Source organism: Actinocorallia sp. A-T 12471, from assembly GCF_033875155.1.
Lineage (GTDB): Bacteria > Actinomycetota > Actinomycetes > Streptosporangiales > Streptosporangiaceae > Actinocorallia.
Map to the genome: position 1 here is coordinate 145815 of NZ_JAWZTE010000001.1, position 15127 is coordinate 160941.

15 protein-coding genes are annotated in these 15127 nt (G+C 68.1%); all 15 read left to right on the forward strand.

Going from position 1 to position 15127, the window contains the following annotated elements; genetic code table 11:
- Positions 1-24: 24 nt before the first annotated feature.
- The 15 genes from R9X44_RS00745 (at position 25) to R9X44_RS00815 (ending at position 14819) form a co-directional block, all read left to right on the forward strand.
- Positions 25-885 carry an LppX_LprAFG lipoprotein gene (locus R9X44_RS00745; RefSeq protein ID WP_319811945.1) on the forward strand — a complete coding sequence of 287 codons (861 nt, stop codon included), beginning with the start codon at positions 25-27 and terminating at the stop codon, positions 883-885.
- Positions 886-1003: 118 nt separating this feature from the next.
- Entirely contained in the window at positions 1004-1813 is an 810-nt protein-coding gene (locus tag R9X44_RS00750; protein WP_319811946.1) for a hypothetical protein, read from the forward strand.
- Between the two features lie 334 nt (positions 1814-2147).
- Positions 2148-2699: a 50S ribosomal protein L10 gene (gene rplJ, locus R9X44_RS00755; RefSeq protein WP_319811947.1), complete on the forward strand. Its 552-nt coding sequence runs from the start codon at positions 2148-2150 to the stop codon at positions 2697-2699.
- Between the two features lie 67 nt (positions 2700-2766).
- On the forward strand, positions 2767-3156 hold the full coding sequence (gene rplL / locus R9X44_RS00760) for a 50S ribosomal protein L7/L12 (RefSeq protein ID WP_319811948.1): 390 nt from the start codon (positions 2767-2769) through the stop codon (positions 3154-3156).
- Positions 3157-3529: 373 nt separating this feature from the next.
- Positions 3530-4558 (forward strand): ABC transporter ATP-binding protein, encoded by a 1029-nt coding sequence (locus tag R9X44_RS00765; protein WP_319811949.1) that lies wholly within the window; start codon positions 3530-3532, stop codon positions 4556-4558.
- Complete coding sequence (locus R9X44_RS00770) at positions 4559-5380, forward strand: ABC transporter permease (RefSeq protein WP_319811950.1); 822 nt, start codon at positions 4559-4561, stop codon at positions 5378-5380.
- Entirely contained in the window at positions 5380-6195 is an 816-nt protein-coding gene (locus R9X44_RS00775; RefSeq protein WP_319811951.1) for an ABC transporter permease, read from the forward strand. Before R9X44_RS00770 ends, R9X44_RS00775 begins: the two co-directional genes overlap by 1 nt.
- Positions 6196-7464, forward strand: a complete 1269-nt coding sequence (locus R9X44_RS00780; protein ID WP_319811952.1) for an MCE family protein — start codon at positions 6196-6198, stop codon at positions 7462-7464.
- The gene (locus tag R9X44_RS00785; RefSeq protein WP_319811953.1) at positions 7461-8516 is read left to right on the forward strand and encodes an MCE family protein; all 1056 of its coding nucleotides are present in this window, start codon (positions 7461-7463) and stop codon (positions 8514-8516) included. Before R9X44_RS00780 ends, R9X44_RS00785 begins: the two co-directional genes overlap by 4 nt.
- Entirely contained in the window at positions 8513-9583 is a 1071-nt protein-coding gene (locus tag R9X44_RS00790) for an MCE family protein (protein ID WP_319811954.1), read from the forward strand. Before R9X44_RS00785 ends, R9X44_RS00790 begins: the two co-directional genes overlap by 4 nt.
- A complete protein-coding gene (locus tag R9X44_RS00795; protein WP_319811955.1) occupies positions 9580-10875 on the forward strand; it encodes an MCE family protein in 1296 nt (431 codons plus the stop codon). The genes R9X44_RS00790 and R9X44_RS00795 overlap by 4 nt, the downstream gene beginning before the upstream one ends.
- Entirely contained in the window at positions 10872-12074 is a 1203-nt protein-coding gene (locus R9X44_RS00800) for an MCE family protein (protein ID WP_319811956.1), read from the forward strand. Before R9X44_RS00795 ends, R9X44_RS00800 begins: the two co-directional genes overlap by 4 nt.
- Positions 12071-13456 (forward strand): MlaD family protein, encoded by a 1386-nt coding sequence (locus tag R9X44_RS00805; protein WP_319811957.1) that lies wholly within the window; start codon positions 12071-12073, stop codon positions 13454-13456. The genes R9X44_RS00800 and R9X44_RS00805 overlap by 4 nt, the downstream gene beginning before the upstream one ends.
- Positions 13429-13941: a hypothetical protein gene (locus R9X44_RS00810; protein ID WP_319811958.1), complete on the forward strand. Its 513-nt coding sequence runs from the start codon at positions 13429-13431 to the stop codon at positions 13939-13941. The genes R9X44_RS00805 and R9X44_RS00810 overlap by 28 nt, the downstream gene beginning before the upstream one ends.
- Complete coding sequence (locus R9X44_RS00815; RefSeq protein ID WP_319811959.1) at positions 13938-14819, forward strand: hypothetical protein; 882 nt, start codon at positions 13938-13940, stop codon at positions 14817-14819. Before R9X44_RS00810 ends, R9X44_RS00815 begins: the two co-directional genes overlap by 4 nt.
- Positions 14820-15127 lie beyond the last annotated feature (308 nt).

The following is a 15127-nucleotide window of genomic DNA, read 5'->3' on the forward strand; positions in this document are numbered from 1 at the left end:
GGGCGGCGGGGGAGAATCCGGGGTATGAGGCAGCGGGTCGTGGGCGTGGTCGCCGGGATGGGTCTTCTGTTGGGCGCGGTGGGGTGCGCGGATGACGGGGCGGTGAAGGTGGAGCCGCCGGGGACCGTGGCGGCGACCGCGGGGGCGCCGGTGCCGACGCTTCCCGGGACGCCCGGGGCGACGCCGCCGCCGGTGACGACGTCGGCTCCCGCGCAGGGCACCCCGGCCGCCGCGTTGCGGGCGGCCGCCGAGCGGGCCGGTCAGATCACCGCATACGCGATGGAAGTGCGGGTGGACGGGCAGGAGAAGGTCACCGGCACCGGGAGTTTCCAGGTGCGGCCGACCCCGGCGAGCTCGGTCGAGATGACGACGGTCGGGGCCGGGACGGCGAAGCTGATCGTGATCGGCGACACCGTCTACATGAGCTCCCCGGGCGCGGAGGCGTCGTACGGCGGGAAGAAGTGGCTGAAGGTGACGCCGCAGGACGCCGCGTCCGGCAGCGGCGCGGACCCCGAGGACCTGAAGTCGCAGTTCGACCAGACCGATCCGGCCAAGCTCGCCGCGCTGTACGCGCTGTCGACCGACGCGGTGGTGGTCGGCGCGGAGGACGTCGGCGGGGTCGCGACCACGCACTACCGGGGCACCGTCGACGCGGCCGCCGTGACCGACCCGGCCCTGAAGCCGATGGCGCAGCAGCTCGCGGGCGGCGCGCCGAAGATCGCCTTCGACCTGTGGACGGACGCCGAGGGCCTCCCGCGCAAGGCGGTGAGCACGGTGACGGGCTCGGCCCCGATGACGACGACCGTCGTCTTCCGCGACTACGGCAAACCGGTGACGGTCTCGCCCCCGCCCGCGAGCGAGGTCGCCGACTTCGGCCAGCCCTGACCAGGCCGTCGCTGCAGAAAGGGGGAAACGGGCTACTTCGGGAGGCTGACGCCGAAGGGACCATGGTTGGTTCCGACGGGGGATGTGCCGTCGGCCGGGGGAAGGCAGACTGCGAGGCATGAAGAAGCTCGTTGCCGGTGCCGCGGTAGGCACCTCCCTCGTTCTGGCGCTCAGCGCGTGTTCCGGCGCGACGTCGGACTCCGCGCTCCCCGCGCAGAACGTCAGCGCGGTCCAGGCTCTGGACCAGGTCGCGATCGAGGCGGAGAAGGTGGAGACCTTCACCGCCGAGCTCACCATGGACGGCGCCGGGAAGGCGCACGCCACAGGGTCGTTCCGCCTGAAGCCCACCCCCGCGTTCTCGGTCGCGATGGACTCATTCTCGGTCGCCGGGATCGACGTCCCGGCGGCGGGCACGCAGGTGGTGCTGCTCGACGAGACGATCTACGTGCGCAACCAGCAGCTGTCGCAGTTCGTCGGCGGCGGCAAGCCCTGGCTGAAGATCAGCGTCGGGGAGGCCGCGGGCGCTGCCGGGTTCGACGCCAACGCGCTGGTCCACCAGTTCCAGCAGGCCGACCCGGGCCATCTCGCCAAGATCTTCTCCGACTCGACCGACGTCACGCGCGTCGGCGAGGAGAAGATCGACGGCGTCGCGACAGTCCACTACAAGGGCACCGTCGACATCAAGAAGGCGATCACCGAGTACGACGGCGATCTGAAGCAGGCGGCCGAGCAGCTCAGCAACGGCTCGGAGAAGCTCGCGTTCGACATCTGGACCGACGCCGAGAACCTGCCGCGCAAGGTCGTCACGCATGTGACGACGAGCGAGGCCAAGACCTTCGACGTGACTGTCGTCTTCCGCGACTACGGCTCGAAGGTGTCGGTGGCCGCGCCCCCGGCCGACCAGGTCGGCGACATCAAGGTCCCCTGACCCACCCTCGGGCCTGCGGGCCCCTGTTGACTCGAGGGCCCGGCGGGCGCGCCGCCGGGCCCTCGAACACGTCGCGGCGCGGCATCCGATTTGGCGGGCGCCGCGCTTTGACGTAGTGTGTGCTGCAACCGAAGACCGCCGGTCGCTGCCGCATGGCAGCCGAAGAGTCCTGAGGCATCTCAGGGCGGCCCGCGTAGGTGAACCCGAGCTTCACATGGCTTTTTTCTCCTGTGACGCCCCGTGTGCATCTGCGCCGGGGCGCTTTGTGTGTTTCAGGGCTCCGGTGGTCGGCTCCCGGCAACGGGAGTGGTCCCTGTGAAATTGAAGGAGTCCCATGGCGAGGGCGGACAAGGCCACGGTCGTCGCGGAGCTGAAGGAAGACTTCTCCAGCTCCAGCGCCGCCGTGCTGACCGAGTACCGCGGGCTCACTGTGGCTCAGCTCAAGGAGTTGCGCCGCAGCCTCGGTGACACGACGAAGTTCGCCGTCGTGAAGAACACGCTGACCAAGATCGCCGCGAAGGACGCCGGCGTCGAGGGCCTGGAAGACCTGCTCCAGGGCCCCTCGGCGATCGCGTTCGTCAAGGGCGATGTGGTCGAGGCCGCCAAGGGCCTGCGCGAGTTCTCCAAGGCGAACCCGTTCCTGGTGATCAAGGGCGGCTACCTCGACGGTAAGCCGCTCGACGCCGACCAGGTCACGAAGCTGGCCGACCTCGAGTCGCGTGAGGTCCTGCTCGCGAAGCTCGCGGGTGCGCTGAAGGCTTCGCAGAGCAACGCCGCGGCGCTGTTCAACGCGCTGCCGACGCAGCTCGCCCAGCTTTCCGAGGCCCTGCGCGTCAAGCGCGCCGAGGGTTCGGACGCTGTCACCGAGGAGGCTCCGGCCGAATAAGGCCGGAGTTTTCTGACCCCCGTGGTCCACAGACCATAAGCAAGAAGCCATACCCGGAGGAACAATCATGGCGAAGCTCAGCACCGAAGAGCTGCTCGACGCGTTCAAGGAGATGACCCTTCTCGAGCTCTCCGAGTTCGTGAAGCTGTTCGAGGAGACCTTCGACGTCAAGGCCGCCGCGCCCGTCGCGGTCGCCGCGCCCGGTGCCGCTGGCCCCGGCGCCCCCGCCGCCGCCGAGGAGGAGAAGGACGAGTTCGACGTCATCCTCGAGGCCGCCGGCGACAAGAAGATCCAGGTCATCAAGGAAGTCCGCGGCCTGACCTCCCTCGGCCTCAAGGAGGCCAAGGACCTGGTCGACGGTGCTCCCAAGGCGCTGCTGGAGAAGGTCAACAAGGAGACCGCCGACAAGGCCAAGGCCGCCCTCGAGGGCGCCGGCGCCACCGTCACGGTCAAGTAAGGCCCCGCGCTCAGGCGCACCACGGCCGGTCACCCCGTTGGGGGTGGCCGGCCGTTCTGTTTGTCGGGCCGACCCCAACGGAGGCGGCCGTGTGTGGCAGTAGCTGGTGTTTTGCGGTGGGCGCACATACTTCAGCCTGGTTTTGTCACTGCGCAATAATCACGGGAGTGCCGTAAGTAACGATTGTCTTACGTCGTCGTGTTCCGTCTCGAAAACGGGGTCCCGGCCCTTCCCTTTTGGTGATTCCGCACTAGATTAGTGAAACCGGACACAGGCTACTGGCCGGTAGTCACGAAGGGGTCGCACCCCGTGACGTTGCAGCTGCTACTCGCGCATGGGTTCGGAATCCCCCCGGCTGGACGAGAGGTGACGAGTGGGCGTCGAAATCCGCGTTGAAGGGCTGACCAAGCGCTTCGGCCGTCAGACCATTTGGGAAGACGTCTCCCTGACGCTGCCCGCAGGAGAGATCTCGGTTCTGCTCGGCCCCTCGGGAACCGGCAAGTCGGTGTTCCTGAAGACCCTGGTCGGGCTGCTCAAGCCCGAGCGCGGCAACGTCTGGATCGGCGACCGCAACCTGCCGCAGCTGCCCGAGGACCTCCTGTACGAGACGAGGAAGCTCTTCGGCGTCCTGTTCCAGGACGGCGCGCTGTTCGGCTCGATGAACCTCTTCGACAACATCGCGTTCCCCCTGCGCGAGCACACGAAGAAGTCCGAGTCCGAGGTGCGGCGGATCGTCCTTGAGAAGATGGAGATGGTCGGCCTCATCGGGGCCGAGGGCAAGCTCCCGGGTGAGATCTCCGGCGGTATGCGCAAGCGGGCCGGCCTGGCCCGCGCGCTCGTGCTGAACCCCGAGATCATCCTGTTCGACGAGCCGGACTCGGGTCTCGACCCCGTCCGCACCGCCTACCTCAACCAGCTGATCGTCGACCTGAACGCGCAGATCGGCGCGACGTTCCTGATCGTCACGCACGACATCAACACCGCGCGCACCGTCCCGGACAACATCGGCCTGCTGTTCCGCCGCGAGCTGATCATGTTCGGGCAGCGCGAGATGCTGCTGTCGTCGGAGGAGCCCGTCGTCAGGCAGTTCCTCAACGCGCGGCGCGTCGGCCCGATCGGCATGTCCGAGGAGAAGGACGTCAGCGAGCTCGAGGCCGAGGCCAAGCTCGGCAGCGACCCCGGCAAGCTCCCCCCGATCGCGCCGCAGCTCATGCCGTCCGACGGCAGGGTGCGGCCCACCCAGCACGCGCCGGGCTCGTGGCTGCGCGCCAACGGCGTCACGCCCCCGCCCGGTTCGTTCATCGACGACCTCGGCCGCGACTGGGTCCAGGAGTGGCCCCGTTACGTGGCGAGCATGGGCGCGTCGGCCGCGGCGCCGGGACCCGCCGGGAAAGGTCTGTAGATGAAGACGGCACGACATGGCGCAGCCCCGTCGGGGCTGCGCCCGGTCGCCGATGGCGCGTTCAACCTGCTGGTGAAGGAACCGGGGCGGTTCTTCGCCCTGTCGCTCGACGTGTTCAGGGCGCTGTTCCAGCGGCCGTTCCAGTGGCGCGAGTTCATCCAGCAGGCGTGGTTCATCGTCGGGGTCACGGTGATTCCGACGGTCCTCGTGGCGATTCCGTTCGGCGGCATCCTCTCGCTCCAGATGGGCGGCCTGGTCCGTCAGCTCGGCGCGCAGTCCTACATCGGCGCGACGAGCGTCATCGCGATCGTCCGCGAGGTCAGTCCGATCGTCACCGCGCTGCTCATCGCGGGCGCGGCGGGCTCGGCCATGTGCGCGGACCTCGGCGCGCGCAAGATCCGCGAGGAGATCGACGCGATGGAGGTGCTGGGCATCAACCCGCTGCACCGCCTCGTCGTCCCGCGCACCCTGGCGTGCGCGTTCATCGCGCTGTTCCTGAACGGCCTGGTCAGCGTCGTCGGCATCGTCGGCGGTTACGTGTTCAACGTGATGCTCCAGGGCGGCACGCCCGGTGCGTACCTGGCCTCGTTCAGCGGCATCGCGCAGCTTCCCGACCTGTACCAGGCGGAGTTCAAGGCGTTCGTGTTCGGTCTGACGGCGGGCCTCGTGGCCGCCTACAAGGGCCTGAACGCGAAGGGCGGCCCCAAGGGCGTCGGCGACGCGGTTAACCAGACGGTCGTCATCACGTTCATGCTGCTGTTCCTGGAGAACACGATCATCTCCGCCCTGTACCTCCAGCTCGTCCCGGCGAAGGGCATGTGATGGGCACCCTCGGCAAGCCGCTTGAGCGGCTGGACGACCTCGGCAGACAACTGTCGTTCTACGGGCGCGCGTTCGCCTGGTTCTTCAAGGCGCTGACGCGCTACCGCACCGAGGTGCTGCGGCTGCTCGCTGAGGTGTCGCTCGGCACGGGCGGCCTCGCGGTGATCGGCGGCTCGGCGGTGATCGTCGGCTTCATGACCTTCTTCACCGGCGCTGAACTGGGCTTGCAGGGCTTCAAGTCGCTCGACCAGATCGGCTCGTCGGCGTTCACCGGCTTCATCGCCTCGTACTTCAACACCCGCGAGCTCGCCCCGCTGGTGAGCGCGTTGGCGCTGTCGGCGACGGTCGGGTGCGGCTTCACCGCGCAGCTCGGCGCGATGCGGATCTCCGACGAGATCGACGCGCTCGAGGTCATGGCGGTCCCGTCACTGCCGTTCCTGGTCTCCACGCGCCTGGTCGCGGGTCTGATCGCGGTGATCCCGCTGTACGTGATCGGCCTGCTGTCGTCCTATGTGGCGACAAGGGTGATCGTGACGGTCTTCTTCGGGCAGTCCGGCGGGACCTACGACCACTACTTCAATTTGTTCCTGTTGCCCTACGACATCTTGTGGTCGTTCGGCAAGGTGCTCATCTTCGCGACGCTCGTCATGCTGATCCACTGCTACTACGGCTACCACGCCTCCGGCGGCCCCGCGGGCGTCGGCGTCGCGGTGGGGCGCTCGGTGCGCACCAGCCTTGTCACGATCAACGTGCTCGACCTGCTGCTCGGCCTCGCGATCTGGGGCACCACGACGAGCGTGAGAGTGGCGGGATAGATGAGCGAGACGATCAGGCTCCGGTCCCTCGGAGTCGCCTTCATTGTCGTGTGCCTGCTGCTGCTCGCGCTGTGCGTCGCCTTCTACCAGAAGGCGTTCACCCCGGTCGTGAAGGTGCGCTTCACCACCGACCGGGCGGGGCTCCAGCTCCTCGAACACTCGGACGTGAAGATCCGCGGGCTCATCGTCGGCGAGGTGCGCTCCATCTCCGCCGACGGCCAGGGCGCGGTGATGGAGCTGGCGATCCAGGAGGACAAGGCCAAGCACGTCCCGTCGAACGCGACGGGCAGGCTGCTGCCCAAGACGCTGTTCGGCGAGAAGTACATCGACCTGTCCGTGCCGGACCAGCCCGCCCAGCCCGTCCGCGACGGCGTCGTCCTCAGGCAGGACACCTCGCAGGAGACCATCGAGATCAACAAGGTCCTCGACGACGTCCTTCCGCTGCTGAAGGCGGTCGAGCCGGCGAAGCTGAACGCCACGCTCAACGCGATGGCGATGGCGCTGGAAGGCCGCGGCGACCAGCTCGGCGACACCCTCGAACAGCTCGACGGGCTGCTCGGCAAGGTGAACCCGGAGCTGAAGCAGCTGCTGTACGACTTCGAGGCGTTCGGCGACGTGTCCCAGGTGTACGCGAACGCGACGCCCGACCTCATGCGGGCGCTGCGCAACATCAACGTGACGTCCGGGACGATCGTGGAGAAGGAGGCGGCCATCGAGTCGCTGATCCCCGCGGTCACCGCGGTCGCCGACAAGGGCACCCGGTTCATGTTCGACAACGGCAACAAGATCGTCGGCGTGAACATCGCGTCAAAGCAGGTGCTCCAGCTGCTGGCGACCTACGCCCCGTCGTTCCCGTGCATCTTCGACGGCATCGAGGTCATGGCCCCGCGCGCCGACGAGGCGTTCGGCAACAACAAGCGGCCCTCCTCGAACCTCTACATCGAGATCGTGAAGCCGCGTCCGGCGTACAAGTACCCGATCGACCTGCCGGAGGCCAAGGACTACCGCAAGCCGCGGTGCTACGGCCTGCCGAACCCCGAGGTCCCGTTCCCCGACTACGTCGCGCTGGACGGCACCGAGGACAACGTCTGGTGGAAGCAGCGCGGCATGTCGGAGATGTTCGTGCAGCCCGGCGCTGAGATGAGCCAGGAGGACCTGGTGAAGGCCGTCGCCGCGCCGACGCTCAAGCAGGACGCCTCCGAGGTGCCCGACTTCGCGACGCTGCTGCTCGGCCCCCTGGTCGGCGGCAAGGTGGTGACCCTCAAGTGAGTGAGAACAGGCGCACCGCCACGGCGGGTGTGAAGCTGCTGGTGTTCGTCGCCGTCGCGTCGGTGCTGACCGGCATGCTCGGCGTCGCGATCGCCAACCGCTCGTTCGGCCCGACCACCGAGTACCGCGCGGTCTTCAAGGACGCGACGAGCCTGCTCGAGGGCGACGAGGTCAGGGTGTCCGGCGTGCGCGTCGGCCAGGTGACCGGCGTGAAGCTGCTGTCGCGCGAGGACGAGCAGTTCGCCGAGGTGTCGTTCTCCGTGGAGGAGACCGGCCCGTTCGTCGACGGCCTGCCCGCGAGCACCAAGGCGCAGATCAGGTACCGCAACCTCATCGGCACCCGCTACCTCGCCCTTTCCGAGGGCGCGGGCACGCCGGGACAGATGCTGAAGGCCGGCGGTTCGCTGCCGGTCGAGCAGACGACCCCCGCGCTCGACCTGACCGTGCTGTTCAACGGCTTCCGGCCGCTGTTCAACGCGCTCCAGCCGGGCGACGTCAACCAGCTGTCCATGGAGATCATCAAGGTCCTGCAGGGCGAGGGCGGCACGATCAACAGCCTCCTGTCGCACGTGGCGTCGCTGACCAACACCCTCGCCGACCGCGACGAGGTCATCGGCCGCGTCATCACCAACCTCAGCGAGGTCCTGACGACCGTCGCCGACCGCACCGACCAGACGAGCCGGCTCATCAAGGAGCTGAACGGGTTCGTCAGCGGCGTCGCCGGCGACCGGGTGGCGATCTTCGACGCGCTCGACTCGCTGAACACCCTGTCCGACGTGACCGCCGACCTGCTCGTGGACGCCAGGCCGTCGCTGAAGACCGACATCGACGGGCTCAACGAGCTGACCCGCACCCTCGCCGACAACGGCAAGGTGATCGACAAGAACCTCGGCGACACCCGGGACCGGCTGGAGAAGCTCGGCCGCACCTCGGCCTACGGCTCCTGGTTCAACTACTACCTCTGCTCGATGGACGCGCGGATCGTGCTGCCCGGGGCCCCGGCGTACTACACGCCGAAGCTCGTCAACGACAACGCGAGGTGCAAGCAGTGAGGCCGTTCAGAGAGAGGAACCCGGCCGCGCTCGGCGCGGTCGCGCTCGCCGGGATCGCGACGGGGATCGCGCTCGCGCTGAACCTCGACAGCCTTCCGGTGATCGGCGGCGGCACGACCTACCACGCGCACTTCGCCGAGGCCGCGGGCCTCAAGGAGGGCGAGGAGGTCAGGGTCGCGGGCGTCAAGGTCGGCAAGGTGACGGGCCTCGACCTCGAGGGCGACCACGTGCGGGTCGACTTCAAGGTCGACAAGGACCTGCACGTCGGGGACGCCTCGGAACTCGAGATCAAGATCAAGACCCTGCTCGGCGCGCACTATCTGGCGCTCGACCCGCGCGGCCGCGCCAAGCAGCGGCCGGCCAAGGCGATCCCGATCTCGCGGACGACGGTCCCCTACGAGGTCGTCCCGGCGCTGTCGGACCTCACCCGCAACGTCGAGGAGATCGACACCGACCAGCTCGCGAAGTCCTTCGACACCCTGTCGGAGACCTTCGAGAACTCGCCGGAGGAGATCAAGGCGTCGCTGCGCGGTCTGCGCCGCATCTCCGAGACCATCTCAAGCCGCGACGACGAGCTCAGCGAGCTGATCGACCGGGCCAAGGACGTCACCGGCGTGCTGAACGAGCGGCAGGACGACCTGGTCCAGCTCGTCAAGGACGGCGACAAGGTGCTCCAGGCGGTCAAGGCGCGGCGGCAGACGATCCACGAGCTGCTGGTCAACACCTACGCGCTCGCCCAGCAGCTCAACGCGCTGATCGACGAGAACGAGGACGAGATCAAGCCGCTGCTGGCGAATCTGAAGAAGGTCACCGGCATCCTCCTGGACAACCGGGAGAACCTCGACCGGACGATCCAGCTCATGGCGGTCTACGGCAGGCAGTTCACCGACGCCACGGGTCAGGGCCGCTGGTTCGACAGCTACATCCAGAACCTGCTCCCCCTGCCGGTCTCCATCGGGGACCCCTCCACCGACAAGAAGACCGACAAGAAGACCGAGAAGAAGGGCAAGTCAGGCAAGGAAACCAAGCCTGAGTCGTCCGACGGCCCGCTTCCGCTGCTCCCGTGAGGTCCCCCGTGCGTTCCTTCTTCAAAGCCTTGGTGCCGCTCGTGGTCGCGGCCCTGGCCGTGACGGCGGTGGTGCTGTTCTGGCCGGGCGAGCCGCGCAACCGCGTCACCGCCTACTTCTCCAACGCGGTCGGCCTGTACGCGGGGGCCGACGTGCGCATCCTCGGCATCCCGGTCGGCGAGGTCGAGTCGGTGACGCCGTCCGGCACCTCCGTCAAGGTCGTGCTGAACTACGCGTCCAAGTACAAGGTCCCGCAGAACGGCAAGGCGGTCATCGTCTCGCAGTCGCTGGTCTCCGACCGGTTCGTCCAGCTCGCCCCGGTCTACAAGTCGGGTCCGGCGATGCAGGACGGCGGCGTCTTCCCGCGCAACCAGACCGACGTGCCCGTCGAGGTCGACCAGGTCGCGCAGAGCCTGAACGAGCTGTCGCTCGCGCTCGGCCCGGACGGCGCGAACTCCGACGGCTCCCTGTCGCGCCTCCTCGAGGTCGCCGCCGCCAACCTCGACGGCAACGGCGACGACATCCGCGCGACGATCGACGACTCGGCCAAGGTGCTGTCCACGCTCAGCGAGAACCGCGAGGACATCACCGCGACCATCCAGAACCTCGAGGGCGTCACCTCCGCCCTCGCCGCCAACGACGACGCCGTCCGCAGGTTCACCCAGAACCTCTCGGACGTGTCGGTGCAGCTGAACGGCGAGAAGGAGGAGCTCAGCCAGGCGCTGAAGATCCTCGGCCCGACGCTGCGCAACGTCACACGGTTCGTCAAGGACAACCGCGAGGCGCTGTCGGACGACGTGCACGACCTCGCCGAGGTCACCGCGATCCTCGTCAAGCGCCAGGAGGCGCTGGGCGACTTCCTGCAGACCGCGCCGATCGGCATCAGCAACATGACGCGCGCCTACGACCCGATCTCCGGCACCCTGCACACCCGGACGAACTTCCGGATGCTGAAGAACCCCGCCGACTGGATCTGCTCGCTGGCCTACTCGCTCGGCACCCCCGCCGACGAGTGCCTGAAGACGCTCGCGCCGATCAGCGGCGGCCTGCCGATCGACCTGCACCTGGACATCTCGTGGATCACCGCGATGACCACCACCTACAACCCCAAGCCGCTCCCGCCCGACGCCTACGGGCCGAACGGCAAGCCCGGCAAGAGCGACGGCAAGGGCGACGGCAAGGGCGACGGCAAGGGCAAGGGCGGGACCAAGAAGGACAAGGACGCCGACGGCGGCGTGCCGACCTCCACCGACCTGACCCTCGGCGGCCTGTTCACCGGAGGTAACCCATGAGACGGTTCGCGCTCGCGCTCGCCGGGACGTCGCTCGCCCTCGCGGGCTGTGGCTTCCAGGGCGTGCAGTCGATCCCGCTTCCTGGCGGCCCCGACCTCGGCGACGACCCGTACGAGGTGTCGATCGACTTCGAGAACGTGCTCGACCTGGTCCCGCAGTCGACGGTCAAGGTCAACGACGTCAACGTCGGCAGGGTCGAGGAGATCACCCTCGACGGCTGGCGGGCCAAGGTGAAGGTGCGGCTGAACGGCGACGTGAAGCTGCCCGACAACGCCGTCGCCACGATCAGCCAGACGAGCCTGCTCGGCGAGAAGTTCGTCGCGATCGCCCCGCCCGCGCAGGGCGCGGTCGGTGAACTCGGCGACGGCGACAAGATCGAGATGATCGCGACGTCGAGCAGCACCGAGGTCGAAGAGGTGCTGTCGGCGCTGTCGATGCTGCTGAACGGCGGCGGCATCGAGGAGATCTCGACCATCACCCGCGAGCTCAACGCGGCGATGTCCGGCCGTGAGGAGTCGATCAAGTCGGTGCTGCGCCGCGTCAACACGTTCGTCAAGACGCTCGACCGGCAGCGCGACACCATCACCGACGCGCTCGACAAGATCGACGACCTGCTGGTGAAGCTCGAGGCGGAGAAGGAGACGATCGCCGACACGATCGAGCGGACCGAGCCCGCGATCGCGATCCTCGAGCAGAACCAGAAGGACCTGACCAAGATGCTGGTCAGCCTCGACAAGTTCGGCGACATCACCACGAAGGTCATCAAGGACTCCAAGGGCGACCTGCTGACCAACCTCAAGAGCCTCCAGCCGATCCTGAAGAACCTCAACAAGACCGGCGACCTGCTGCCCGAGCACCTCGGCACGATCATGACCTTCCCGTTCTCCCAGGCGTTCTCCAACACCGTCCGCGGTGACTTCGCCAACATGAACATGACGGTCTCGCTCGACATCGAGGAACTCGCGCACAACCTCCTGACCGGCACCGAGCTCGACCCGGCGCTCGACAAGTCGATCAAGAAGCAGGCCGAGGCGCTGCGCGACCTCGTCAGCCCGCCCGGGATCAGCGTCACCCAGACCCCGCCCGGCGTCCTGGGCGCCGGCGACGAGGCGGGCGGCGGCACGTCGATCCTGCCGAGCATCGGCATGGGCGGCACGGACCCGGCCCTCACATCCCTGCTCATGGGAGGTCTGTCGTGATCCTGAAGCGCGGCGTCAAGATCCAGCTCCTGGTCTTCCTCATCGTCACCGTGCTCGGCGTCAGCTACACGCTGGTCCGGTACGTGGGCATCGGCGGCGGGCTGTTCAACCAGACCTACAAGGCGTACGTGCAGCTGCCCGACTCCGGGGGCGCGTTCACCAACTCCGAGGTCACCTACCAGGGCGTGCCCGTCGGCAAGGTCGGGCCGATCGACCTCGTGGACGGCGGCGTCAAGATCGAGCTCGTCCTGGACAAGGGCTACCGCATCCCGCGCGACACGATCGCCGTCGTCGCCAACCGCTCGGCGGTCGGCGAGCAGTACGTCGACCTCCAGCCGCGCAGCGACAAGCCGCCGTACCTTGACGAGGGCAAGCCCTTCACGATCACCGACGCGCGGATTCCGGTGAAGACCGCCGACCTGCTGCGCAACCTCGACAAGACCGTCACGTCGGTCAACGTCGATGACCTCGGCACGATCGTGGACGAACTCGACAAGGCGTTCAACGGCGCGGGCGGCGACCTCCAGTCGATCCTCGACGACAGCGGGAACATCATCAAGGAGGCGGACGAGAACTTCGAGACCACCTCCCGGCTGCTCGACAGCGGCGGCACGTTCCTGGACTCCCAGCGCGACAACGGCGGCGCGATCCAGACGTTCGCCCGCAACCTCGCCCTGCTGACCGACTCGATCCGCAACGACGACCCGTCGATCAGGGCCGACATCGACGCCGTCAAGCCGGCCGTCGGCCAGGTCGACGCGCTGATCGACGGCCTGTCGGACGACCTTCCCGTCCTGCTGGCCAACCTCACAAGCACCGGCCAGGTGATCACCGCGCGCCAGGACGGCCTGCGCTCGATGCTGATCATGTTCCCGTTCACCGTCGCGGGCGCGCAGACCGTCATGCCGGGCGACGGCTACCAGCACTTCGGCCTCGCCCTCAACATCGACGACCCGGCGCCCTGCACCGACGGCTACGAGAACACCAAGCCGCGCTGGCCGCAGCAGACCAAGGACCTCCCGGCCCGCCTCGACATCGGCTGCAAGTCGAAGGACAAGTCGGTCGGCGTCCGCGGCGCGCAGAACGCGCCCAAGCCCCGCCCGTACGTCGCGCTTCCCCCCGGCGCGCTGGACGGCGCGGGCGAGCCGCCCGCCGCGAGCACCCGGCTCAACGTGTCCGACGCGAACAAGGACAAGGACGGCGAGACCACCGTCTACCAGACGAACTCGTCAAAGTCCGTCTTCGTGACCGGCTACGATCCGACATCCGGCAAGTACACCGGCCCGGACGGCGTCACCTACACGATCGGTTCCTCCGGGGGAGCCCAGAACCTCTTGGGGGAGGAGTCATGGAAGTGGCTGCTGCTCGGACCGCTCTCCTAGGCGGCAGATCGCGGATGGTCGCGGCGACGGTGCTCGCACTGCTCGCCGCCGCCCTCCTCGCCGCGACGATCGTCCTCGGCCTCCGCACGATGGAGGCCGCGGACGCCGCCCGCGACCGCGACGGCGCGATCAACGCCGCGCGCCAGACGGCGCTGAACATGATGACGCTGGACTACAAGACGATCAACGAGGACATGCAGCGCGTCCTCGCGGGCACCACCGGCGTCTTCAAGGACCAGTACGCCTCGAACTCGGCGACCTTCATCGAGGAGGTCACCAAGACCCAGGCGACCTCGCAGGCCGAGATCCTCTCCGCGGGGCTCACCGGCGGCGACGCCGACTCCGCCGAGGTGATCGTCGCGGTGTCGGCGCTGGTGACCAGCCCGGCGGTGCCCGAGGGCAACCCCCGCTACATGCGGTTCGTCCTCGACGTCACCAAGGTCGACGGCAAGTGGCTCGTCTCGAAGTTCGGAGTGGCCCTGTGAGCGAAGCGACCGACACCGCGCGGCCCGTCGACGACGCCGTCGCGGACGCCCCGGCGGAGACCATCGAGGAGATCGACGGCCAGCTGTCCCTCGCCGACGCCGAGCCGGAGCCCGCCGAGCCCGCCGAAGCGAAGGCCGAGGACGCCGACGAGATCGACGCCGACGAGCCCGCCGAGGACGACGACGCGAAGGCCGAGCCCTCCGCGAAGACGAAGACCAAGGCGAAGCCCGAGACCGAGGACGCTGAGGACGCTGAGGACTCAGAAGAGTCCGGCGAGGCCGACGCGGAAGCCGACGGCGACGCCGATGCCGACGACGCCGTCGCGGCGAAGGCCGTCGAGAAGAAGCGGAAGAAGGCCGTCAGGCCCACGCAGAAGCCCGTACGGGCCTCCCCCGGCCCGGGAGTCCCGCTGTGGGTCCTCGGCGTCCTGGGCGCTCTGGTGGTCGCCCTGGGGGTGTCGACGGCCTGGCTGTGGTCCTCGGGCCGCACCGCGCTCACCCAGGACGAGATCGACAAGGCGGTCCGCACGGCGGCGGCGTCCGCGCAGCACATCTCCTCGTGGGACTACCGGACGATCGAGCAGGACATCGACCAGGTCCTCGGCGAGACGACCGGCGACTTCCACAAGGCGTACGAGGCGAGCGCCGCCAAGCTGCTCCAGACGGCTCCGGAGCAGGAGGCCGTGACCGTCGGCATGACGAGCAAGGCGGGCGTCGAGGCGGTGAAGGACGACGGGTCGGTGACGGTCCTGGTCTTCCTCAACCAGCAGACGACGAGCAAGGACGCCGAGGCGCACATCGAGCAGCACAGGCTCAGGTTGACCATGGTCGACCGCGACGGCCGCTGGCTGGTCTCCAAGCTCGAGGTCCTCGGCTGACGGACGCCGAAGACGGCCTGGTCAAAGATCTTTTCCCGTACTGTGAGGGACCCCTCAACCGGAGGGGTCCTTCGCCGTTTCGGAACCTGCGGATTTGTGGTTATTCCATGTGACCCGCGTCTCTAAACTATGAGGCTTGTCACTGCTGCTCAGGGCCCGAAAAGTCCCTGTGCGGCCTTGACTTGGCCGCCTCGAAGGACGATGCTGCGAGGCAACTGTGATGTGCATAGCGAATGTAGGCTTGCAAGCGGTGTGGCAGTCGGCTACACTGCCCCTTTGCGCTGCCCTTTAGCTATCCTCCGTGCAAC